Genomic DNA, 24629 nt, shown 5'->3' with positions numbered 1-24629 from the left:
AGGTTAAAAAATTAACGACTTCTTATCTCTCAGTCTACTGACTGCAAGAATTAGCACCGTGTCCATAATGGATCGGTTGCCGGGTATCATAGGGCTCGTCCCTCCACCTGCTCTAAATAAGAAAAAGTTATTCAATTGAGTTAGTCAAATTAATAATGATTATTTCATGCAATATAAAGATTGTCAATATAGTTATTAGAATTTTTTTTGTTTTTAAAAAATGATTGACATGTGTTTTTTGAGTATGCTAGGATGATTTTCAAATAGTATAACGTTTTAATTAATAGCACTCTTATCAAGAGCAGGCAGAGGGTAATGGCCCGATGAAGCCCAGCAACCGACCGTAATACCGTTGTGAGACGGGGCGCATTTTGCGCCGAGATGAAAATCTTCTAAGGCACGGTGCTAATTCCATCAGAAAGGTAACTTTCTGAAAGATAAGAGGCGAGAGATCTCTTATTCTACGCCTCTTTCTTATGAAAGAGGCTTTTTATTTTGAAACGGAAAGGTAGAGAATAATGACGACAGCTACAAAGAGACAATATGAATCATTAACAGAAGAAAGTGCTATTTTATATGCAAAAGAACTTAACTTCTTCCCGCAAGACACAGAGTTGGAGTGTCGTGAGATAGGTGACGGTAATCTTAACTATGTATTTCATATTAAGGAATTGAACGGTGATAAGAGTCTTATTATTAAACAGGCTTTACCATACGCAAAGGTTGTCGGAGAAAGTTGGCCACTAACGTTAAAACGAGCAGTGATTGAAGCAAATGCATTAAAAAAACATGCTGAATTTGCAGCCAATCTTGTTCCGACCGTATATGCAATTGATGAGGATCTTGCGCTTACGGTAATGGAGGATTTATCTCACTTAAAAATTGCACGTGAAGGGTTGATTAAACTTGAATCATATCCAAACCTTTCAAAAGATATTGGAGAATATTTAGCTCAAACACTATTTCATACATCTGATTTTGCATTACACCCTTTTGAAAAAAAGAAACTAGTTTCAGAGTTTTCCAATCCAGAACTTTGTAAAATCACAGAAGATCTTATTTTTACAGATCCGTTTTTTGACTATGAAACAAATGACTTTGAAGCATTGTTGCAAGAAGACGTAGAAACTATTTGGAATAACGGGCGCTTAAAGCTAGAGGTTGCAAAATTAAAGAATAGCTTCATGACAGAAGCGGAAGCATTATTACATGGAGATTTGCATACAGGGAGCATCTTTGCTAGTGAAACCGAAACGAAAGTAATAGACCCAGAGTTTGCTTTTTATGGACCTATTGGCTTTGATATTGGATTGTTTTTAGCAAATCTAATCGTGCAAAATGTTACAAGAGAAGAGGATGAGCGGGGAGTTATTGTCACCCATATCAAACAAACTTGGGATGTCTTTTCGACTAAATTTTCGGAATTATGGGATAAAAAAAGTGTCGATTCCTATAAAGACACAGATGGCTATAAAGAATATGTCTTGGATAAAATTTTCCGAGATACACTAGGCTTTGCTGGATGTGAATTAATTCGTCGTACAATCGGGCTAGCACATGTGAAGGATTTGGACAGTATCGAAGATGACGAACAACGGATTAAATTCAAAAAGCAGACCTTACAAACAGGGGAAGCACTTATATTAAAACGCAAAGATATACATTCAATTGATGAAGTATTTGAATTATTAGAGGGGTTTCGCAAATGAGTATTCCATTATCGATAGAGTTGAACGACAAAGAATTTCGGATTTTGGATCAGCAAAAATTACCTCACGTAGTTGAGTATTTAACACTAGATACTTTAGAAGATGTATATGATGCTATTATCACTCTGAAGGTGAGGGGTGCACCAGCAATTGGTATTACCGCTGCATATGGATTGGCTAGAGCAGCCGAAAAGTATGAAGCAAATACATTAGAGGAATTTCATCTGCAACTCAACAGGGATTTCTTGTATTTAGCTAAATCTAGACCAACAGCTGTAAATTTAGTTTGGGCTCTAGAACGTTTAAGAAGTGCTGTTGAAAATGTAGCAAGTGTACAAGAGGCGAAGGAACTTTTGATAGAGGAAGCTATAAAAATTCATAGAGAAGACGAAGCATCCTGTAGAAATATTGGCGAATATGCGTTGTCCTTGCTTGAAGGTCAAACAAAAGTTATGACCATTTGTAATGCAGGTTCAATTGCAACCGCAAAATATGGTACTGCATTAGCACCATTCCATCTTGGGAGTGAGCGGGGAAAACAGTTTGAAGTTTATGCTTGTGAAACTAGACCTGTATTTCAAGGATCAAGGCTAACTGCGTGGGAGCTTCAGCAATCTGGAGTGGATGTAACACTTATAACAGACAGCATGGCTGCACATACAATCGGAGCAAAAGGAATCGAAGCAATTATTGTAGGGGCAGACCGGATAGCAGAAAACGGCGACACGGCAAATAAAATCGGAACACTTAACTTAGCATTATTAGCAAAAGTGTTTAACATCCCTTTTTATGTGGCAGCTCCTTCTTCCACTTTTGATTTGACCATTAAGAATGGAAAAGAGATCCCGATTGAAGAACGTCCAGCGGAAGAAATAACGCATATTGCAGGGAAACAGGTAGCTCCGAAAAATACAAAAGTATTTAATCCTGCATTCGATGTTACACCGGGTGAATACATTACAGCCATTATTACTGAAAAAGGAATTATATATCCGGAATATACAAAAAATATTCCTAGTTTAATAAATATAGAAAAGGGAGAACTCGCATGAAATCAAAAACAGCATGGCTTTTATCCGTATTATTAGTAATTGGAATTATCTTAACAGGGTGTCAACCAAAAGGGGATGCAAAAGAAGCAACAACTACTCCTGCTGATTCCGAAGCATCCGATAATCCGCTATCAGGGAAGAAAATCGCATTGGTTATGCAACAAAATCTTGGTACTTTTTCTGCTCAATACATTGAAGGTGTAAAAGAACAAGTAGAGAAATTTGGTGGGACTGTAACAGTGTTTACGTCGGAAGGCGATTTAGCAAAAATGGCTTCCAATCTAGATGCAGCTGTAAACCAAGGTGTAGATGGAATTCTGATTGATCATGGAACAAAAGAAGCGTTAAATCAAGGAGTTCAAAATGCAGTTGATAAAGGAATACCAGTCGTCGCTTTTGATGCAGGTGTGGAAGTAGAAGGAATCACAGTTTTAGAGCAAGGCGATCAAAAGATGGCTGAAATGACATTAGAAAAATTAAAAAATGATGCTAATGGTGAAGCAAATATAGTGAAAATCTGGGTAGCAGGTTTTGCACCTATGGAAAGAAGACAAGTTGCCTACGAGCAATTCTTAAATGAAAATCCAGGTATTAAAGAAATTGCAACATTTGGTGCAGCGACACAAAATACAGCATTAGACACACAATCGCAAATGGAAGCGATTCTAAAACAATACCCAAATGAAGGAGAAATCACAGCAGTTTGGGCAGCTTGGGATGAATTCGCAAAAGGTGCAGTACGCGCTATTGAGCAAGCTGGAAGAACAGATATTAAAGTTTATAGCATTGATATGAGTGATGAAGATTTACAAATGATACAAAAAGAAAATAGCCCATGGGTTGCCTCAGCGGCAGTGGATCCAATGGATATAGGACGTATTCAAGTGCGTTATTTATATCAAAAAATAAATGGTGAAACTCCTGAAGAAAAAGTTGTTTTAGAACCAGTGTTTGTGGATGCTGAAAAGCTTCCGGAGGAAACAGTGACGACAAATGACTTACATGAATATATCGAAGGCTGGGGAGCAAGCGAGCAAGGTTACACAGAAGCTTTGAAAGAGTTAGAAAATCAATAATGATACAAATGTAGCTGCCCTAAAAAGGGGGCAGCTTCTTTTTAAGAAAGCTTTAACTCATTATTGGTATGGAAGATATGAAAGGGTAGATAGCTATTCTATAAGCATTCGGGCAGGTCGTTATCATGAGCCTAGCGCATCCTACATCTCAGCAGAACGTCCATGCGGCTGACAAGGCGCGAATGCCAGTGAACTCTATTTGATAGGTTAAAGTATTATCCAATTAATGTTTGAAAATAAATAGTTCTTAATACAGATAGAGGCAAGCCACATCCGTGTTTCTACACCAATGCGGCTGGAATAGGGAGAATGCAAAAGTCTTCTTTGATAGACAGTAAAGTTGATTGTTAAATGATTAGATTAAATGCAAATCCTACAATCATTTTATTAACAATAGAAACGGTGATTCTCTAGGATGTGCGCCTTACAAGTTGCATGAGCGATTCATCCTGCGGAGGCTCATACGTAGCGTGCGGCAAGCGCACATCCGTGTCTTCCTCTATAACGTAAAACACTTCAAATACAATTCATTAAGAATAACAAGGCCAACTAGTTAAAATTCAACTGGTATATTGCCTTAAGAAAGGAGATCATCATGGCTAATCCTTTTCTTTCTATGACTTCCATACGTAAATCATTTGGAAATGTGAAGGCACTAGAAGAGGCCGAATTTCATCTAGAAAAAGGGGAAGTACATGCATTGCTAGGTGTTAATGGAGCAGGTAAAAGCACGCTTATTAAAATTTTATCCGGCGTATATAAGCAAGATGACGGTGAAATAGTTTTAGAAGGTAGTAGTGTTCGGCTTCGTTCCCCGAAAGCAGCAAAGGAACACGGTATCTATTGTGTTTATCAAGAGGTGGATACAGCAATCGTTTCGGAATTATCGGTCGCAGAAAATATTATGCTAGATAAAATCGCTACGAATAATAATTTGTTTTTATCCACATCCAAGCTACAAACGGAAGCTAAAAAAGCACTGAAGCATTTGCAAGTAGAAAACATTGCTGTCAATCAACCGGCATTTAAACTTACATTAGCTGAAAAACAATTAGTATTAATTGCACGAGCTCTTGTAAGCTCGGCAAAGATAATTATTTTTGATGAACCAACTGCCCCTTTGTCTCTCCACGAATCCAAAAAGCTTTTTTCGGTAATTGATCATCTGAAATCGCAAGGAGTCGGCTGTATATTTATCTCTCATCGTCTTCCAGAAGTATTTGAAATCAGTGATCGAATCACTGTAATGCGAGATGGAAAGCTTGTAAAAGTTTTTAACACAGAAACTACTCAACAGAATGAGATTATTGAAGCGATGCTAGGAGTATCTTTTAATATAGAACAGGCAGATACAAATCATACTTTAGGAGAAAAAATCCTACAGGTTAAAGAATTATCGGATGGACAGAAATTAAAGGAGCTTTCCTTTACTGTTTCTGAAGGGGAGATTGTTAGTATTGTAGGCCTTGTAGGAGCAGGAAAAACGGAGCTAGCTAAAGCCTTATTTGGCTTGGGATCATTAGTAAAAGGTAGTGTGAACCTTTCGGGCAAAGAGTTAAAAGCGAAACATCCAGCAGACGCCATTCGAGCAGGAATGGCACTAATTCCAGAGGAACGCAGAAAAGAAGGCTTATTTGTACATGAGTCGTTACAAACGAATTCTTCCTTTCCGAATTTAAAGAAATTTTCACGGCTTCTGTTTATGGATAAAGCTGCTGAACGCAACTTTGCAAAGGACATCATCAATCGCTTAAAAATTAAAACGGATCATACGGAAACACCACTTGTGCATTTAAGTGGAGGAAATCAGCAAAAAGTAGTAATCGGAAAATGGATGTCGCGCAACTCTAAAGTGTATTTATTTGATGAGCCGACTAAAGGTGTTGATATTGGAGCGAAAAAGGACATTTTTAATTTAATTCGTGAGCTGGCGAATAATGGTAAAGGGTGTCTATATTTTTCGAGTGAGATTCAAGAAGCAATTGGTATTTCCGATCGACTTCTAGTTATGTATAACGGTCAAATCGTGAAGGAGTTTTCACGTGAGGATGCGACCCAAGAAAGGATTTTGTTGTATGCAAGCGGTGGAAAAGAAGAGTAAGGTCAAAGAAAGAGGAATTCAATTTCTATTTAAATATGGTGCAATTGCCTTGCTATTGATAATTATATTGTACTTTAGCACTATAAGCAGTGCCTTTTTTACATATGGAAATTTCACAGATATATTACGTTCCATTTCCATTGTAACGCTCTTAGCATTAGGAGTTACCTTTACGCTAGTAGTAGGAGGTTTCGATTTATCAGTAGGTTCTACGATGTCTCTATCTACTGTCATTACTGCTTCGTTAATGGTGTGGTATGAGATGCCGCTTTGGCTCGTACTAATCTTACCTATTGTAATAGGAGTGTTGGTTGGATTATTGAACAGTTTTCTTATTGTAGTTTTAGGAATTCCAGATTTACTTGCAACGTTAAGTATGATGTATATAGTGGCGGGCTTTCACCGTACATATACAGAAGGATACTCGATATACAATAATATGCCGCTTACTTCTGGAGGGACGGCACCGGGGCAATTCTCTGAAGCATTTCTTTGGATTGGCCAAGGGAGAATGCTCGGATTACCAGTTCCAGTTTGGATAATGCTTGTCCTAGTAATTATCGCTTATGTTGTACTTAACCATACTCGTTGGGGACGTGTTTTGTATATGACGGGTGGAAATGCTGAGGCTGCAACATTGTCAGGAGTGAATACCCGTAAAGTAAAATGTGCTGCATATGTAATTTCTGGTGTTTTTGCTTCGATGGCAGGTATATTGTTTACAGCACGTGTTGGTTCAGGTCAAATTGATGCGGGTGCACCACTTTTAATGGAAGCTGTAGCAGCTGTCTTTGTTGGATATTCTGTCCTTGGTGCTGGAAAACCAAATGCTATCGGAACATTTTTTGGAGCAGCGGTTATCGGGATTCTCTTGAATGGATTAACGATACAAAACTTACCGTATTATGCCTTTGATATTATTAAAGGAGCAGTGCTCGTTTCAGCTCTTGCCGTAACGTATATTTACGCTAAAAAACGGTTCACCCAGATCTAAATAAATTTTGTGTCTCGAAGTACTTGTTTTCTGCCCGTGCAAGTATATAATTCAAGCATATCCTTTATTATTTATCGAATGGGCTGACAAAATTTGAGACCGTATAATGAAAAAATAAGTATTTACCATGGAATGGCATCTACTATTGCATTAAATTTTTCAAATAACTTTTTTCCGATCTTTGCAATTACCATATTAGGGGCAACCAATTATCAGGTGGGATTAATAAGTTCGTTGCCGCCATTAATAGCGTTATTAATGACTATACCAGCAGCTATTCTACTAAATCGTGCAAGTGCTCAAAAGAAACTCGTGGCGATGTCTGTTTTACTGGCACGATTAATGTTTTTGCTTATTGTACTAGTAGTTTATTTGCCTTCTGATTCGCTACAAGCATGGGCATTTTTAGGAATTATTGCTTTCATCAGTGTTCCGAACACTGTAGCTAACGTAGGTTGGCAAACGTTGATAAGTGGAATGATTGATGAGTCTAGAAGAGGACAATTTTTTAGTGATCGAAATCGTCTGTTAACGATGGTCGGTCTTATATCAACTTTAGTTATTGGTGTTTTAATGAAGGATGCTTCCGAAAGCGTTACTGCCTATCAAATTCTTTTTGCGATAGCTTTTGGTTTCGGTTTGCTAGAAGTTTTTTTCTTATTAAAACAAGAAGAAGATATCATCCCTTCATCAGATGTTCTAGTTAAAAAGAAGTCAATGGACTGGAGCATTTTTAAACATGTGAACTATGTCTGGTTTTTAGCTGCAGCTCTCTTTTTTAATTTTGCATGGCAAATGGCATGGGGATTATTCAACATTTACAATGTCCGAGTAGCAGGAGCAACAATCTTTTGGATTAGTATGTTTTCAGTTGGTAGTATGCTCATGCAGTTTTTAACATTTCCTTTATGGAAGAAGTGGGCAGATAAGTATTCGAATATGCAAGTTTTTATATGGGCAGCTATTGGAATGTCCACTACACCTTTTTTAACAATGCTATCTACGAACTTATATTATTTAACGCTCATTCAAACGACATCCGGATTCTTCTTATCTGGTACTGTTTTAATATTATTTAATTTATTGTTGGAGCAATCACCTGAACAATATCGTACGTATTGCATTACAACTTACAATGTACTGCTTGCTTTCGTCGCATTCATTGCACCACAAATAGGTATTTGGCTTTTGAATGAACTAGGCATGGAAGTAGCTATGTACATTAGTTCTAGTTTACGATTTTTAAGTGCTGGTGGATTTTTATATGTATTTTTACGAAATAGAAAAGTATAAGAACAAAAAAGAAAAGCACAATTATCGTGCTTTCTTTTTTTGTGTCTATTTTTTTCCTATTCCATGTAAGATAAACTGAACAGTGCGTTCTGTTTCAAGTTCGTCATCCCATTCACTCTCTGGGAAAAGAATGTAACGTGAAATCAAATAACCAAAGATACTGCTAACGGCTAATCTAGCCACGCTTGATGGTGGTATATCGATTATTTGACCCTTATCTTGATAATTTTGAATGACAACCAAAATCCGCTCGTATGTTTTTTTAGCTACCTGTTCAACAAATTGTTCCCTAAGTTCGGGTTGAAAAGGTATTTCTTGCATAATAATTTTAATAACAGGAAGAAGCTTCTTAAATACTTCTCTTCTGTTTTCGATTGTGGCTCTTATAAAGTCCTCGGCATTTTCATAAGGCTGGTCTAGTACTTTGTGAAAATCTCTTACAATAAATGGACCAAATACCTTAGAAATGAGAGGAGTAACAATGGATACTAGCAACTCTTTTTTCGTTTTATAGTGTCGGAAAATGGTTCCTTCCGCTACTCCAGCCTTTTTGGCAATCTCACTTGTAGAGGTAGCAGCATACCCTTTTTCTGAGAATGTATCTATTGCTGCAAGGAGTATTTTTTTTTGCTTATCTGTTAATTTTTCTTCATCAAATAGTTGTTGTAACAATATTTCTTCTTCTACCATTGCTTACTCCTTTCCAGTAACAATCTAGATTTTTCGATATTTCTTTAAGGCTAATATATTTAAAATAACAAAAATCAGTGCAAACCCTAATAAAATAAAGAGTTCATTTTTAATACTATCTATTCCGAATCCCTTATACATAACGTCTACTAATGCATTTCCACCATAGTACATCGGCATAAATTTCGCAATAATTTGCATCCATTCTGCCATTCCCTCTATAGGGAGAATGCCTGCGAAGAATACTTGTGGAACGATCGCAATTGGTATAAATTGCATCATTTGAAACTCAGAGTTTGCAAAAGCCGATAAGAGAATTCCAAGTAACAATGCAACTAGTGCAAGAGATAGATTAATGAGAACAACATTCCAAAGAGAACCAACGATTAAAATATCTAAAACCTTTACTGCATAAAAAACAACGATAAGGGTTTGAATGATGGCAAAGAGTCCGTAACCAATTAAATAACCAAAAACGATATCCCTTCTTTGGATTGGAGTCGCTAATAAACGCTCCAACGTGCCTGTTGTTCGTTCCCGCAATAATCCTATTCCTGAAATGAGAAAGACGAAAAAGAATACAAAGAAGCCAACAAGAATAGGACTTAACTGATCAAAAAAGGTTGTTTCGCTATTTCCGTAAATATAATAAGTATTGATTTCTGGGGTACTTAGTTGGTTCACTTGAACATTCGGCAGTTTATCTTGAATATCTGCAAACACTTTGGTTAAATTAGTTGCTTGCTTCTTTGCATTTTCACTGGAGATGGCTTGCATGACTTTTGATTGTAACACCTTCGATGTAGAAGGCTCATCGTTAGTAAGTGTTAAACTCAGTTTATCCTCTTCTATTTGAAGAACTCCATCTAATTGATCTTTTTTTATAACTTGTTCCGTATTTTTTAGATTTTCATATGGTATAACTACAATTTCTTTGCCTTTTAATTGTTCTATTAAAGCTTCTTCTGCACCATGTACTCCTAGGCGAGGAACTGTTGTATCAGCAGATAGTAAATAATGAAGCAAAGTTAAAATGACTAGAGGCGCAATCATCATCAAAGCGAGTGTTCGTTTATCTCGTACCATTTGGATACAAATTCTTTTAATTAAGGCGATTGTTCTCATCTTTTTCACCTCCAGCTAGTAAAAATACCTCTTCAAGACTACTAATTTGGTATTGGTTTTTAAGTTCTAATGGAGAACCACTCGAAATTATTTCCCCATCTCTAACCATGGCCAGTTTGTCGCATTTTTCTGCTTCATCCATCACATGTGTAGTTATTAAAATTGTTTTACCTTCCATTTTTAAACGGTTAATCTCCTCCCAAATGGACTTTCTAAGCTTAGGATCGATTCCGACGGTCGGCTCATCTAATATTAATAGTTCTGGATCGTGTATTAATGCAATGGCTAAAGATAATCTTCGCTTCATACCACCTGAATAATTCTGAACTCTTTTAGATAAATGGGAAGTAAGACCAACTAAATCGGCTGCGTAAGCAATACGTTCCTTTTGAATTTTCTTGTTCAATTTGTAAAGAGATGCAAAAAAGGATAGGTTTTCTCGACCTGTTAAGTCATTGTATAAAGCATCTGATTGAGCCATATAGCCAATTTTCTGGGATAGGTATAAATGAGGAACTGGTGTATCCAATACATGTATTTCCCCATTGGTAGGTTGGTCCATACCAACAATCATTTTGACTAAAGTAGTTTTTCCTGAACCAGATGGTCCGATTAAACCAAATATTTCTCCAGAATGAACGGAAATACTTACTTTATTTAAAACTGTTTTCTTTCCAAAACTTTTACTAACTTGATTCAAAAGAATGGTGGATGACATTTATAAACCCCCTTTAAATTTGAAAGTGAGTAATCACTCACTTTCATTATAGGCATAACTATTTCAACTTCAATAGCATATGTATCGAATACACGAATAAATATATAAAAAAGATTTGTATAACGATTATGAATACAGTAAATGATTGAAAGAGAGGTGATGAACATTAAAATTCTAGTTTCATTTTTATTATTATTTGTTTCGGTCTTATCGTATTTTAATATGCAAATTACAGAACCATTCGATAAAGAGTTCCACGGGAAACAATTTTCGACATTTTACGTGGATTATGAAGAAAAAAGAATGGAGATTGGTATGATTGGAGATATTTTATTGCATCTTCCTTTATATAATTACGCTAGTTTTCTACCTTCATTTGAGCCAGTAAGAGAAAAATTGGAATCCCTAGATTTATTATTGGCTAATCAAGAATCGATTCCCGCAGGTCCTGAGTTTGGATTATCAGGTTATCCTAATTTCTCAAGTCCAACACATATTATTAGAGATTTGAAAGAGGTGGGAGTTGATATGATATCAATGGCCAATAATCATACGCTAGATCAAGGGGAAGCAGGTGTTTTATCTGCTATACGTCATATGAAAAAATACAGCATGCCCTATATGGGTGCATATGAAACTATAGAGGATTTACAGACTGACCGTATTTTAGAAGTAGAAAATATCCATTTTGGTCTTCTCAATTATACATATGGTATGAATGGCTACAATACACCAACTGGTAAAGATTATTTAGTTAATACAATAGATGCTGATCGTATTATAAAAGAGATCCAAGTTCTAAAAGATAAAGTCGACTTTGTTATTGTAAGTATTCATTGGGGATCGGAGTATGAACTTGAAGCTAATGATCAGCAAAAGCAACTTGCGCATGCCATGGCAGAAGCGGGAGCTGATATTATTTTCGGACATCATCCTCATGTTATTCAGCCATATGAAGAAATTGCTACGAAAGACGGTCACACTACGCATGTTTTTTATTCTTTAGGAAATTTCTTTTCTGCTCAAAGTTTTGATTTTACAAATATTGGGGGAATTGCAAAGGTTAGTGTATTGAAGAAAACCATCAACGGAAAAGAAGTGCTGAAATTGGAGGATCCTTCCTTTATAGCTACTGCAGTTATAAAAGAAAATCCCTATAAAGTATATCCACTTGAAGAGGTAGAATCTAAAGTCAACCAAACCGATGAATGGGTTCAAGAGCATCTATTTAATTTTAAAGATTAAATGCAAAATGTTATAGCGATAAATATTTTAGTGTTAAAATAAAATAATGGAGGAGGGTAATTAATAAATAAACCAAAAGTCGAACACCAGGGATAGGAAAAGGAATAGCATCTGTGCGCGTAAAAGAAGGTATATTTCTGATCAAAAAATAAGGCTGGACGGCGGAGCTACTAAACTAAGATAAATCTTTTATAACGGAAATGGAGTGACGATGATGGGGCGTGTACAAGACAAAGTTGCGTTAGTAACGGGTGGTGCATCCGGTATTGGTCTATCAGCAGCAACATTATTAGCTAAAGAAGGTGCTAAAGTAGTTATTGCCGATTTTAATGTCGAGGGTGCAAAAAAAGCAGCCGAGAATATTAAAAGTCAAGGTGGCGAAGCAGTTGGTATTTTTTTAGATGCTTCGAAAGAGGTTTCTATTAAAGAAGCAGTTGATTTTACAGTAGAACATTATGGAACTATAACAGTTTTATACAATAATGTTGGTCTGACCAATCTTCAAAAGGATTTAGATGTAGTTAATATCGATTTAGATGAATGGGATCGACTAATGAACGTAAATACAAAAAGTGTACTTTTAGGTTGCCGTTTCGCTATTCCACATATGGTTAAAGCAGGTGGTGGCTCAATTATTAATACAGCCTCTATGGCGGCATTTGTAGGTGACTCTGTTCGTTCTGCATATGGGGCTTCCAAGGCAGCTGTTGTAAATCTAACAAAATATATAGCTGCACAATACGGGAAGGATAATATCCGGTGTAATGGAGTAGCTCCTGGTCTCATTTTAACTCCAGCGGCTGAGAGTAATATGCCAGAAGCTGTATTAGATATTTTCGAAAAGTTTAATGCACTTCCATACCATGGAGAAGCTAATGATATTGGGTATACAGTATTGTTTCTAGCTTCAGATGAGTCAAAATTTATCACAGGACAAACAATTCAAGTGGAGGGTGGCCATTACATGGCAAATCCAAGTATTGCAGATTTCAAGGAATTTGTAAGTAAGGCGCAATCTAATTAAATCCTAAAAACTCAGATGTGCTTGCATGTCTGAGTTTTATTTATGGAATGGTGCTCCTTTTCGATTTTCCAGTAGTGTTTCTTTAAACGCTAGAACATGTCGTTTATTTTCCATGACAGGAGAGCATATACAAGAAAACATTCGTGTAAAAGGTCGTTGGTCAAGAGGTATGATGGAAAGGTGATGATGTTGTATATCTCTCTTTATTGCGTGAATGGATAGAAGGGATAACCCTTCTTGTCGACTATGGATAATCGTCTCTTTAATACCTTGATTACTACTAATAGTGAGAATGGACTTTACCTTTAAGCCATTGGAACGTAGGACATGTTTTAAATATTCACGTGTTCCTGAACCTTCCTCTCTCATAAACCAAGTTTGGTTTTGTAAGTCGGCTATACTCACGGAATCCTTTGAAGCTAACTCATTTTCTGAAGAACCTATTATAAATAACTCGTCCTCCATAAAAGCTTCCACTTGCAACTCCTTTTCATTTGTTTGACCTTCTATTAAACCAATATCCGCAGTAAGTAGTCGAACAGACTGTACAATTTCTTCTGTGTTTCCGATAAATACTTCTAGCTCCAGGTTTGGGTACTTTGAGTGAAGCGCTAGAAGGATAGAGGGAAGAATATATTCGCCAATTGTAAAACTTGCACCAATAACAAGCTTTCCTTTAATGTCCTCTTGATAGTCTAAAATATCCTTTTGAGTTTGCTCATACATGGAGAGTATTTGTTTCGCACGCTCATATAAAATCTCTCCTGAAGGAGTGATCTTTATTAATTTTGGAGAACGAATTAGTAGCTCGGTGTTAAACTCTGTTTCTAAATTTTTTATATGTACGCTAACGCTTGGCTGAGATATATGAAGGAGCTGTGCTGCTTTTGTGAAATTTTTAACTTCCACTAGTGTTACAAATGTTTTTAGGGCATCATAATACAATTTCTCACTCCCAATCATTAAAAATATTAATGCAATCTATTATGTATATGTATTTTACTAATAATAAAAAACTACGTAAAGTAAACATACAGGAAGAGAGGAAGCGAGTTTAATGAATATGGATAGAGAAGCTAAAAGTATTAAAATTAATAAAGCATTTTTTATTGGAATTGGTATTACGTTAATCATCGCAATGGTAGCTAAATTATTTTCTAGCATCCCATTTCTATCGATTATGGGGCAATTAGTAATAGCCATAATAATAGGGATGATTTGGAGTGCTACAATTGGAGTATCGCAACAGTACCAACACGGTATTTCCTTTTCAAGTAAAAAATTACTGAGGGTGGGTATAATTTTTTTAGGAATGCGGCTTAACTTAGCAGATATTTATCATGCTGGATTTAATGTCTTCTTCCTGGCACTCATCAATATTCTATTTGCTTTATTTGTAGTGTATGGATTATCGCGTTTGTTTGGAGTCGACAAGAAACTAGGTTTGCTAACAGCTTGTGGAACTGCGATTTGTGGAGCGGCTGCTATTGTTGCGATCGCGCCACAAGTGAAAGCGAATGACGATGAAACTGCCATAGGGGTTGCGACAATTGCAATACTTGGGACGCTATTTACATTGGTGTATACTTTTCTTTATCCAATTATGGACTTAACTTCAAAAGGATACGGAGTGTTTACTGGAGGTACGTTACATGAGATTGCCCATGTAATTGCTGCGGCAGAGCCGGGTGGTAATAATGCGGTCGATTTAGCTGTTATTGTGAAACTGACGAGAGTCGCACTTTTAGTCCCGATTGCTTTATGTATAGGTTTTTTCGTACAAAGAGGTGAAAAGAATCAGTCAAAAAGAAAGTTTTCCATGTCAAGTATACCTTGGTTTATCATAGGATTTTTAGGTATGAGTGGCATTCACACTTTAGGGATTTTTCCAGAACAAATTGCAAGCATTTTTGTCTTAATGGCCTATCTACTTATTGCGATGGCAATGGCAGGTTTAGGGTTGAATATAGACATAAAAACATTTAGAAAATTAGGAGTAAGGCCTTTTGCTGCTGGTCTCATAGGTTCCATTTTATTATCTATTTTAGGCTATGTGCTTGTTTATGTATTTCATCTTAATGTGTAGTCAACAAGGAAAGGAGATAGCAGATGAGGGAACAGGATCATGATCGTTTATTGCGCATAAAAACAGAAGGAATTCGTGAATGGCAGCATCAATCTGCTCATTATAATCGTTATGAAGCAACTCCATATGTCGCTCTAGAGGCATTTTTTGATGAATATACATGTAAGTCATCTGATAAATTTGTAGATTTTGGCTGTGGGAAAGGGCGTTTTCCTTTTTACGTTCACCACCATCTTCATGTGTCCGCAACTGGGGTGGAGATGAGTGGACAACTATATCAAGAGGCGATGGAAAACTTAACACGGTATATGGATCGGGCGAAGCATTCAAGAGCTTACATCCGATTTGAACGCATCCTAGCAGAGGAATACAATGTAGATAAGGAAGAAAATCTTTTTTATTTTTTCAATCCTTTTTCCATACAAATTTTTCAAAAGGTGACTCGAAATATACTTCTGTCCGTGGAAAATTCCCCTCGAGCAGTAGATATTATTTTATATTATCCTACTGCGGAATACATACAATATCTTGAAACACAAACCCCGTTTAAGCTTCATAAAGAAATAAAGGTTCCTGCATTATACGAGCAAAATAGCAACGAGCGATTTGTAATTTTTCGATTTGAATAAAAGTTCCTTAATAGAATGAGGATTTCTTTCATACTGGTGTAAAAGGAAGCGTCCGCTCGACTACTGCAGGAAAGCGAGCGGTGAGCTTCGGAATTCGGTAGACAATTATTTTATCCGTTCACCTAGAAGTTCTTTATATTTCACATACCATTCTTTCCATTCATTTTCTCTTGAGTCGATTGTATTACCATCTAATAAGGCTTCAATGACATCTAGACAAACATGCCAACCTGCTAAATCTTTTATTGTTTGCTCTGTAAAGGAGGAGAGTGTTTCTGTAAAAACTAAATGGCATCCTTCTGATTCTGGTGATAATTCAAATCTTGCGATATCCGCATCCCATTCAAAAGCTAAAACCTTAAATTGTTCATAATCTAAAATCTTCATGTCGATATAGGTACCGTCTTGCATATCAAACTTAATCAAACCACCTTTACGTAAATCCACTACTTCTAGTTCCGAGAACCATTTTTGTAACTTCTCATTGTTAGTGAGCATAGACCAAACATCTTTTACTGAATGGTGGAAATGACGATCATAACGTGCGGTATAGATTTCTTTTTCCTTTTGAATAGTTGCAATCATCGTTAGTTCCTCCTTAGGTTATAAATTATAAACAGTGCATAGCTTGTTCAGCTTCATACCATGGCACTTTATATCCTGTCCCCTTCGCACAGAAAATAGAAGTCGAAGTATATTCCGGATCTGCATCTTTATTATAACCAATACTATTAATTACTTCTTCAGTATTATGACAACGATCATATCCCCCAAATAGTAAGCTAAGCGTTCCTTTCCCATGTGTAAAAGAAGCGAAGGTCGTACTATAATTCATAAACGTGGCCACAGGTACTCGACCTTTAATAATTACTTTGTCTCCAGTATTCTCGGGAGATTCAAAAGTTCCGTGAGCTTGTTGAATATCCGACAATACACGACCAATCAGATCCATATCGACTTTTATTTTATAGTCATAAAATGGTTCAAGAAGGACATTTTCTGCTTTTTCTAAACCTTGACGAAGTGCTCGGTATGTCGCTTCTCTGAAGTCTCCGCCATGAGTATGTTCATTATGTCCACGGCCAGTAAGCAAAGTTATTTTAACGTCCGTTAATGCGGAACCTGTTAATAACCCATGATGATGACGTTCCAATAGATGATGTTTTACAAGATTTTGATTACCGATGGATAAATCATTTGCATGGCATACATTATCAAAAGAAACGCCTCTATTTCGTGTTGTAGGTTCGATTAATAGATGGACCTCTGCGTAATGTTTTAACGGCTCAAAGTGTCCATAACCTCGTACAGGGGCGTTAATAGTTTCTTTGTAAAGAATTCTAGGTTCCCCAAAAGAAACTTGAAAATGAAAACGTTCTTGGACGATTTGTTCGAGTACTTCCAGCTGAATTACCCCCATAACATGTACGTGAATCTCCTGGAAGTGTTCATCCCAATAAACTCGTAAAGAGGGATCCTCTGTGTCTAATAACTTAAAGGAACGCAATACCTCTTTGACATGGATAGACGAATCAAATAGAACTTTGGATTTCAGTGTTGGAACCATATCAAATGTTACTTTCTCCTGGTTATCTCCAATTCCATCTCCAATCGAAGCGGTTGTTAATCCGGTTACAGCAACTAGTTCACCAGCGGTTGCTTGATCAACCGTTTGAAACTTATTTCCACTGTACACTCTAATTTGAGTTATCTTTTCTGTTTTTTGCCCATATTTCACTTCATCTCGTACTTTTAGTTTTCCACTTAATAGTTTTAAGAAAGTGACTCTGTTTCCACTTTCATCATGGCGAATTTTATATACTTTAGCCTCAAAATTTTTTAGCGAGTTATAAGAAGTCTCTGTTAATACATCGAGCTTATCCAAAAATTCGAAAACCCCTATGTCCTTTAATGCAGAACCGCTAGCACATGCAAAGATTTTATTTTCTTTAATCATTGTTTTCATTTTGTTTAACCATAGTTCTTGCTCGAAACCAGTGTCCATGTATTTATCTAAAAGCTCTTCATCGCGCTCTGCGATAAATTCTATTAACTCTTCATCAAATAAAGTTGTTAAGTTACAAACATCTCCAGATAAGTTAGCGCGTATCTCCTCTAAAACACTTGCCGAATCTGTTCCTTCATAGTCTGTTTTGTTTACAAAGAAAAAGGTAGGCACTTGGTGTTTACGAAGTAGCTGCCAAACTGTTTCGGTATGACCTTCTACTCCATCCACTGCACTAATTAAGATTATTGCATAGTCCATTACTTGTATAGCCCGCTCCATTTCAGGGGAGAAGTCGACATGCCCTGGAGTATCAATGATGTAATAAGTAGAATCATTATAGGAAAAGATACCTTGATCTGCAAAAATAGTAATTCCTCTATTTTTTTCTATAGAATGACTGTCGAGGAAGGAATCTTGATGATCGACACGACCTCTTTGTCTAATTGTCTTCGTATGATAAAGCAGTTGCTCAGAAAAAGTTGTTTTCCCGGCATCCACGTGTGCAAGAATTCCAATGGTTTTATGCATAGTGTCACCTCAGTTCATTTCTAATGAATGCTTATATTATAGCAAACGATTTAGGAAAGAGCTGAGGGTCACGTTGTGTTATTTGCAACTAATTGAACACGGATGTGCGCTTGCCACACGCTCCGAACAAGAAGGATGAGTCGCTTCCTAACCTTTACAGTTCTTATTCTTTGCGTGCATGGGACACATACCTTGGAGACATCCCTTATAAGAGACAGTTACGCTATAAATAATTAAGAATCTAACTTATAGAGTATCAAGAAGCTCCCGAAATTCCATCTTCGGGAGCTTACAATTCGAATAGGAAAGTATCTACTCTATAATTATTCAAAACAGTGGTACCAAGTTTCCAAGAGTTTGCAGGAGGGCGGCGGATAGACGACTGCCACAGGATTACCAAAAAAGAGGGGAGGGATCGTGACGCTAGTCACGACCCTCCCCTCCAAAAATTCACACTGTAATGATGTAGCCAAAGTCTGTCTAAAGCACTCTGGAAACGTTTGAAACAGGTCTTTATTGGCGCGGTTGCGCTTTTCTTATAAGACACTTTTAGAAGCATCCAGCTTCAAACGGGTAATCATTTTCCATACAATTCCATCATGTGGCATGAATAAGAACACAAGCATAAATATTATGCCTATCATTGCCGCCATCATTCCTGCAATAGATGTGTTCCATAATTTTGCAAGATAGTAGCCTGTTATTGCTGCGGTAACTCCAAAAGTCATGCTCCAAAAAATCATGGACCGAACACTTTTACTTATCAAATAGGCAGTCGCAGCAGGTCCAATTAGCATTGCTACAACAAGAACTGCCCCAACGCTATCAAAAGCTGCTACGGTGGTTAAGGAAACGAGCGTCATGTAAGAATAATGCATGACGATAATCGGTAGGCCGATAGACAAAGCGAAAACTGGATCAAATGTTGAAAGTTTAATCTCTTTGTAAAAAAGTACGAGAAATAATACATTTAATACAAGTACAATAGATAGCATCCAGACAGCTTTAGGCATTGTAAAACCTAATATGCTCCAAGTATCCCATGGAACAAATGCAATTTCTCCCATTAATACGTGTTCCACATCTAAGTGGACGTTTCCAGCAAACAAGGTTATAAACAAAACCCCTAATGCAAATAAAGATGTAAATACGACCCCTATTGCAGCATCTTCTTGTAATCCTCCAGATTGTAGAACTTGCACGAGATAAGTGGTTAGTAGACCTGCAATGGCTGCACCGAGCAGCATCCAAAATCCATTTAGTGATTGAGTGATCATAAATGCAACCACAATGCCAAATAACACTGTGTGGCTAATAGCGTCTGCAATCATGGCAGTTTTGCGTAAGATTAAAAAAACACCCGTTAATCCACATGTAATACCAACCATTGCTCCTGTTAGTAGCACCCAAAACTCATTCATTTTCCATCGCCTCCCGAGCTATTGTAGGTTGTTTAAATGCTTTCTTTTTACGGGATTTAGAGAGTAGTCCTCTTGTTGGTGCGAAAAAATAAGAAATTAAAAATAGAAGGGAAGCACTTAAAACAATGATTGGGCCAGTCGATAAACCTGTTCGCAAAGAGCTGATCAATGTTCCTAATGCACCTGATAGAGCACCAAAGAAAGCGCTTGTCACGAGGATAATTCCTAGATGACTAGACCAAAATCTAGCAGCGGCAGCAGGTATAATGAGCATTGCTGCCATTAGAATGACTCCAACGGCTTGTATACCAGTCACAATAGTTAGCACAGTGAGTGCTGTTAGTAAAATTCGTAAACGTTCAACAGGCAAGCCGATACCCTTTGCAAACACAGGATCAAAAATCATTAACTTCCATTCTTTAAAGAATAACAAGCACATGAATATGATTAACATGGCACTTCCAGACAACCATATTAAATCACTTTTTGCCAGCGTTGCAGCCTTTCCAAAAATAAAATCATTCAATCCACTTTGGTTCCCGGCACCGCTCTGATTTACAAGTGTAATTAGCACAATACCAATACCAAAAAACACAGATAGTACAAGCCCTATAGCAGCATCTGCTTTTAACTTGGATTGACTTACAATCCATTGAATCGTATAAACAGCTATTGCAGAAGTAATAGCGGCACCTAACATAAGAATAGGTAAATCCTTTTGTTGAAGAATCAAATAGGCGATAGCGATTCCAGGAAGTGCCGCATGCGCTGCTGCATCACCAACTAAACTTTGTTTTTGAAGAAAGGCGAAGGTTCCATTTAAACCAGCTGCAATTCCAAGTAAAATGGCTCCTGCAAGTACCCAAAGTAAGTTTCCGGTTATCATTGTTTAATCACCTCTCTGATCCATAAAAAACAATTTTCCACCATAGGCATCCTGCAAATTCTCTTTTGTAAAAGTTTGTTCTGTTGGACCTGATGCAACAAGTGTTTGATTTAATAAAACAATCCAGTCAAAGTAGTCAGGAGCTGTTTGCAGGTCATGATGAACAACAAATACGGATTTCCCTTGAGATTTTAAATCTTTTAAAATAGCTATTATTGTTCGCTCTGTTGCAGCATCAACCCCTACAAATGGTTCATCCATAAAGTAAACATCCGCTTGTTGGGCTAGTGCACGAGCTAAAAATACACGTTGCTGCTGTCCTCCGGATAGTTGACCGATTGATCTATCAGCAAATGAATCCATCCCAACGTTTTTTAGGCAGTCGATCGCAATTCTCTTATCTTTTGAAGAGGGTTTTCTGATCATACCAATATGTCCGTAGCGCCCCATTAATACTACGTCTAATGCAGTGGTTGGAAAATCCCAGTCAACAGCATTTCTTTGTGGTACATATCCAACTATAAGTTCCTTCGGATTTAGGGCACGTTCTAAAATATGAACAGAACCTTTTTTATTTGGTAATTGGTTTAATATAGCCTTGATAAGTGTTGATTTTCCAGCACCATTTGGTCCAATAATGCCAGTTAGTCGACCAATTGGAATCTTTAAATTTACATCTTTTAATACAATTTTCTCTTCATAGGCTACCGATAAATTATTTACTTGTAATGCGTTCATTTTGCTCACTCCTATTTTAGGGAATCGACAATCGTATTGACATTATGTTTGTACATTCCAATATAAGTACCTTCTTCGGTTCCTTCAGCACCCATTGCATCAGAGAAAAGCTCGCCACCAATTTGTATGGAGTGACCTTTTTCCTTTGCCCCTTCAATAACTGCTTTCATTGCTTTGTCAGAAACACTTGATTCGATAAAAACGGCTTTAATATTTTGATCAACAAGAAAATCTACAATGTTTTGAATATCCTTCAAGCCATATTCAGAATCAGTGCTCAAGCCCTGTAAACCTCTTACTTCCATTCCATGACTTCTTCCAAAATAGTTAAATGCATCATGGGCAGTAACAAGCACTCGTTGTTCTTTAGGGATTTCACTAATACGTTGGTCAGACCATTTAGATAAATCGTTTAATTTTTGGAAGTATACTTCTTCATTTTTTAAAAATTCATCTTGGTTATCGGGTATTTCTGCAACAAGAGTTTTAGTAACCTCTTTAACTGCTTGTTGCCAAACTTCAATATCGAACCAAATATGTGGGTCAGAGAGTTCAGGATGTAGTTCGTTACGTAAAATTTGGTTCTTCGGAATAGCATCTCCAATTGCATGAACAGTTTTTTCTTCTTTCATTTTTTCAAAAATATCGCTCATTTTCCCTTCTAGTTCTAAACCGTTATAAAAAATGATGTCGGCTTCTTCTAAGGTTTGTAAGTCACCTTGTGTTGCCTTGTAAAGATGGGGGTCGACTCCAGGACCCATCAACGACTTTACTATGACGTGATCTCCTGCTATTTCCCTTACAGCATCTGCAATTTGACCTGTAGTCGTAACGACCAAGGGCTTTTGCTCATTTCCTATGTTGTCATTGCTTTTGTTGCTGCATCCGGCAATAAATAAAACAGCAGAAAAAATTATTAATATCCACTTTTTCAAAATAACCACTCCTCTTTCCTTTACTCCAATTTATTTCCTTAAGGAAACTTTTAGAATAAAAAAATTTAATATTTTCATTCGAACTAATATTTTTCCTTAAGGAAACTTTTATTCAATAGGTTAACATTTGATTTTTATTTTGTCAAAGTACTTTATGTTAATTGAATAAAAAAGGTGCCATCTAAAATTTGTACTGAAATTTTTTTATAGTGCTATACTGAAGGGACAATTGAAGTAGGGTGAGGAGGTAACAACTATGCAGTATTCTAAATCAAAGATGGAGCAGTTGGTGAAACATAGTACGGAGCTTTCAAAACGTTTGAAAGAGGTCATGAAAGAGCATGACTTAGAAAAAAGTTTTGCTTTAAAAGCTTTGTATCATTCAGAGGTAAAAGATGGAGGGAAATATCAAAGGGATTATCAAGAGTTATGACGACAAAAGCGTGCCGAGTGTGTTAATTCGGCGCGTTTTTATTTTGATATATGAACTATTCAAAATATATCCTATTTTTAGACTACAATAGTCTATAATAAAAAGAGAAAATAGGATAAGGAGAGATAGAGTGAAAACACTTGTTAGTAGAATCCAAGATTTGATTGACCAGTCAAAAGGTACATGGGCTATTGTTTTAGAGGATTTGAGCTTAGGAGAAAAATGGGAACTAAATGGAGATGAGCTCTTTTACGCAGCAAGTGTTATAAAAGTTCCTATAATGGCCGCAGTTTTTAACGCTGTTGAACGTAGGGAATTTTCTCTTTCAGATCAAATTGTTCTAAAAGAAGAAGACTATGTAGGTGGTTCCGGAATTCTTCAACACTTTACGACGGGTACAGCACTTTCCATTCAAGATATAATGATGCTAATGATCATTCAAAGCGATAATACAGCAACGAATATACTGATAGACCTTGTTGGAATTGATAGTGTTGTGCAGTCGATGAATGAAGTAGGGATGGAGAAAAGTACTTTTTACAATAAATTAATGATGAACAATCCGAATCCAAAAGGTTTTAATCAAATTTCCGCTAATGATATAGCTAAGCTCTTAAAACAGATGGCTATAGGAGAATTAGTAAGTGCTAAAGCTAGTGAACAAATGATTAATATAATGAAAAAGCAACAAATAAAAGATTGTTTGCCAGAAAAGCTACCTTCTCCTTATTCCAATTTTAATAATGGAATGACTGCTTGGGAGTTAGCTCATAAAACAGGTTGGATCCCTGGTACTCGTCATGATGTTGGTATCTTTTTTGTCGGTGAAAGAAAACTAATAGCTACTGTTTTATCGGAGGAGGAAGATGATTTGGTGTCCAAGAGAATCCTCTCTGAAATTGGGGAGGCAATATACAATTATTTAAGTAACTGAAAGGAGTAAAGTTATGACTGTTATAAAAAATATAACAATTATAGGACTAGGAGCAATAGGTAGTGTTTATGGCAATCTATTGCAGCGAGTAAGTGACCTAAATGTTCGTGTATTGGTGGATTCTGACAGAAAATCTCGTTACGAATCAGAAGGAATTTTTGTAAATGGGGAAAGGCTGCCATTTGCTTATATTACCCCAAACGAAAAAACAGAGGAAGCCGATCTTATTATTGTATCTGTAAAGTATAGCCATTTACCGAGAGCTATTGAAGATATTCGCAATCAAGTAGGTAAAAACACAGTTATTATGTCCTTACTAAATGGCATAACAAGTGAAGAAGAAATTGCAGAGGTGTACGGAGAGGATAAGGTTGTATACGCAATTAGTAATGGTATAGATGCAACAAGAGAAGGAACGTCGATTTTCTGTTCTAATCCTGGGAAAATCTCTTTTGGTAAAAAACAGAATGAAACAATTTCAGAAAAGTTAATAGCCATAAGAGAATGCTTTGAACGTGCACAAATCCCAAACGATATACCAGCTAATATGGAGCAAGTTCTTTGGTACAAATTCATGATTAATGTGGGAATCAATCAAACTTCAGCAGTAACAGGAGCTACCTATGGAGTGTTTCAAAAGATACCTTATGCAAGAGAGCTGGCGAAAGCAGCAATGATGGAAGTTGTTCAGCTAGCTCAACTGCAAAACATCGCATTAAAAGAAAGGGATATCGATGTATTTTTCGAAACGATTATTAGCTCCTTAAGTGAGGAAGGAAAGCCATCTATGTTGCAAGATATAGAAGCTAGAAGATTTACAGAAGTAGCGATGTTTTCAGAGAAGATGATGGAACTTGGGCATCGTTTTAACATAGAAACACCCGTCAACCAAATGCTGTATCAAATAATAAAAACATTAGAAAGTCGTTTTAATTATTGAGTAAGGTGCATTATGTTAGCTCTCTATAACTAGACAAAGTTATAGAGAAAACGAAAACCGATTT

23 protein-coding genes and 2 riboswitches are annotated in these 24629 nt (G+C 36.7%); of the genes, 13 read left to right on the top strand and 10 right to left on the bottom strand.

The genetic code is table 11. The annotated features are described in order from the left end of the window. Positions 1–19: 19 nt before the first annotated feature. Positions 20–123, bottom strand: a riboswitch (SAM riboswitch). A 166-nt stretch (positions 124–289) separates the two neighbouring features. After that, positions 290–444: riboswitch (SAM riboswitch) on the top strand. A 74-nt stretch (positions 445–518) separates the two neighbouring features. From mtnK to AN959_RS13105, 6 genes are all read left to right on the top strand, one after another. Then, the gene (gene mtnK / locus AN959_RS13130) at positions 519–1709 is read left to right on the top strand and encodes an S-methyl-5-thioribose kinase (RefSeq protein WP_053591213.1); all 1191 of its coding nucleotides are present in this window, start codon (positions 519–521) and stop codon (positions 1707–1709) included. Continuing rightward, positions 1706–2761: an S-methyl-5-thioribose-1-phosphate isomerase gene (gene mtnA / locus AN959_RS13125; RefSeq protein WP_056831337.1), complete on the top strand. Its 1056-nt coding sequence runs from the start codon at positions 1706–1708 to the stop codon at positions 2759–2761. The genes mtnK and mtnA overlap by 4 nt, the downstream gene beginning before the upstream one ends. Next, positions 2758–3837 carry a sugar ABC transporter substrate-binding protein gene (locus AN959_RS13120; protein WP_056831335.1) on the top strand — a complete coding sequence of 360 codons (1080 nt, stop codon included), beginning with the start codon at positions 2758–2760 and terminating at the stop codon, positions 3835–3837. The genes mtnA and AN959_RS13120 overlap by 4 nt, the downstream gene beginning before the upstream one ends. A gap of 595 nt (positions 3838–4432) precedes the next feature. Then, positions 4433–5938: a sugar ABC transporter ATP-binding protein gene (locus AN959_RS13115; protein ID WP_056831333.1), complete on the top strand. Its 1506-nt coding sequence runs from the start codon at positions 4433–4435 to the stop codon at positions 5936–5938. Next, the gene (locus tag AN959_RS13110; RefSeq protein WP_056831331.1) at positions 5913–6932 is read left to right on the top strand and encodes an ABC transporter permease; all 1020 of its coding nucleotides are present in this window, start codon (positions 5913–5915) and stop codon (positions 6930–6932) included. Before AN959_RS13115 ends, AN959_RS13110 begins: the two co-directional genes overlap by 26 nt. 93 nt (positions 6933–7025) lie before the next feature. Beyond that, positions 7026–8225, top strand: a complete 1200-nt coding sequence (locus AN959_RS13105) for an MFS transporter (RefSeq protein ID WP_056831326.1) — start codon at positions 7026–7028, stop codon at positions 8223–8225. A gap of 45 nt (positions 8226–8270) precedes the next feature. Here AN959_RS13105 and AN959_RS13100 read toward each other — a convergent pair whose 3' ends face one another. From AN959_RS13100 to AN959_RS13090, 3 genes are read right to left on the bottom strand one after another with little or no spacing between them, the layout of a single operon-like run. After that, a complete protein-coding gene (locus AN959_RS13100; RefSeq protein WP_056831324.1) occupies positions 8271–8915 on the bottom strand; it encodes a TetR/AcrR family transcriptional regulator in 645 nt (214 codons plus the stop codon). A 24-nt stretch (positions 8916–8939) separates the two neighbouring features. Then, positions 8940–10040: an ABC transporter permease gene (locus AN959_RS13095; RefSeq protein WP_056831323.1), complete on the bottom strand. Its 1101-nt coding sequence runs from the start codon at positions 10038–10040 to the stop codon at positions 8940–8942. Beyond that, positions 10018–10758: an ABC transporter ATP-binding protein gene (locus AN959_RS13090; protein WP_056831322.1), complete on the bottom strand. Its 741-nt coding sequence runs from the start codon at positions 10756–10758 to the stop codon at positions 10018–10020. Before AN959_RS13090 ends, AN959_RS13095 begins: the two co-directional genes overlap by 23 nt. Positions 10759–10899: 141 nt before the next feature. On the opposite strand from AN959_RS13090, the gene AN959_RS13085 reads away from it, so the two are divergent. Both AN959_RS13085 and AN959_RS13080 read left to right on the top strand, forming a co-directional pair. Next, complete coding sequence (locus AN959_RS13085) at positions 10900–12003, top strand: CapA family protein (RefSeq protein ID WP_082460988.1); 1104 nt, start codon at positions 10900–10902, stop codon at positions 12001–12003. Between the two features lie 214 nt (positions 12004–12217). Continuing rightward, complete coding sequence (locus AN959_RS13080; protein WP_056831320.1) at positions 12218–13027, top strand: SDR family NAD(P)-dependent oxidoreductase; 810 nt, start codon at positions 12218–12220, stop codon at positions 13025–13027. Positions 13028–13063: 36 nt separating this feature from the next. Here AN959_RS13080 and AN959_RS13075 read toward each other — a convergent pair whose 3' ends face one another. Then, positions 13064–13972 (bottom strand): LysR family transcriptional regulator, encoded by a 909-nt coding sequence (locus tag AN959_RS13075; RefSeq protein WP_056831319.1) that lies wholly within the window; start codon positions 13970–13972, stop codon positions 13064–13066. Between the two features lie 118 nt (positions 13973–14090). Here AN959_RS13075 and AN959_RS13070 point away from each other — a divergent pair, with 118 nt between their 5' ends. Further along, entirely contained in the window at positions 14091–15113 is a 1023-nt protein-coding gene (locus AN959_RS13070; protein WP_056831447.1) for a YeiH family protein, read from the top strand. A 23-nt stretch (positions 15114–15136) separates the two neighbouring features. Next, the gene (locus AN959_RS13065) at positions 15137–15742 is read left to right on the top strand and encodes a hypothetical protein (protein ID WP_056831318.1); all 606 of its coding nucleotides are present in this window, start codon (positions 15137–15139) and stop codon (positions 15740–15742) included. Positions 15743–15847: 105 nt separating this feature from the next. On the opposite strand, the gene AN959_RS13060 is transcribed toward AN959_RS13065, so the two are convergent. The 6 genes from AN959_RS13060 to AN959_RS13035 form a co-directional block, all read right to left on the bottom strand. Then, entirely contained in the window at positions 15848–16327 is a 480-nt protein-coding gene (locus tag AN959_RS13060; RefSeq protein WP_056831317.1) for an SRPBCC family protein, read from the bottom strand. 25 nt (positions 16328–16352) lie between these two features. Next, the gene (locus tag AN959_RS13055) at positions 16353–18278 is read right to left on the bottom strand and encodes a translation factor GTPase family protein (protein ID WP_056831315.1); all 1926 of its coding nucleotides are present in this window, start codon (positions 18276–18278) and stop codon (positions 16353–16355) included. A 536-nt stretch (positions 18279–18814) separates the two neighbouring features. After that, a complete protein-coding gene (locus AN959_RS13050; RefSeq protein WP_056831313.1) occupies positions 18815–19699 on the bottom strand; it encodes a metal ABC transporter permease in 885 nt (294 codons plus the stop codon). Further along, complete coding sequence (locus AN959_RS13045; RefSeq protein ID WP_056831311.1) at positions 19692–20585, bottom strand: metal ABC transporter permease; 894 nt, start codon at positions 20583–20585, stop codon at positions 19692–19694. Before AN959_RS13045 ends, AN959_RS13050 begins: the two co-directional genes overlap by 8 nt. 3 nt (positions 20586–20588) lie before the next feature. Beyond that, a complete protein-coding gene (locus AN959_RS13040; RefSeq protein WP_053591230.1) occupies positions 20589–21323 on the bottom strand; it encodes a metal ABC transporter ATP-binding protein in 735 nt (244 codons plus the stop codon). Between the two features lie 11 nt (positions 21324–21334). Further along, on the bottom strand, positions 21335–22258 hold the full coding sequence (locus AN959_RS13035) for a metal ABC transporter solute-binding protein, Zn/Mn family (RefSeq protein ID WP_056831309.1): 924 nt from the start codon (positions 22256–22258) through the stop codon (positions 21335–21337). Positions 22259–22514: 256 nt separating this feature from the next. Here AN959_RS13035 and AN959_RS21360 point away from each other — a divergent pair, with 256 nt between their 5' ends. The 3 genes from AN959_RS21360 to AN959_RS13025 all read left to right on the top strand — a co-directional run bounded on the left by AN959_RS21360 (position 22515) and on the right by AN959_RS13025 (position 24565). Then, positions 22515–22691: a hypothetical protein gene (locus AN959_RS21360; protein ID WP_172794371.1), complete on the top strand. Its 177-nt coding sequence runs from the start codon at positions 22515–22517 to the stop codon at positions 22689–22691. A gap of 130 nt (positions 22692–22821) precedes the next feature. Beyond that, positions 22822–23625: a serine hydrolase gene (locus AN959_RS13030; protein WP_056831307.1), complete on the top strand. Its 804-nt coding sequence runs from the start codon at positions 22822–22824 to the stop codon at positions 23623–23625. Positions 23626–23638: 13 nt separating this feature from the next. After that, a complete protein-coding gene (locus tag AN959_RS13025; protein WP_056831305.1) occupies positions 23639–24565 on the top strand; it encodes a ketopantoate reductase family protein in 927 nt (308 codons plus the stop codon). Positions 24566–24629: the final 64 nt, after the last annotated feature.

This window comes from Psychrobacillus sp. FJAT-21963 (assembly GCF_001420585.1).
In the GTDB taxonomy this organism is placed as follows: Bacteria; Bacillota; Bacilli; order Bacillales_A; family Planococcaceae; genus Psychrobacillus.
The sequence above is the reverse complement of the archived record's forward strand: the minus strand, read 5'-3'. Positions and strand labels throughout refer to the sequence as shown.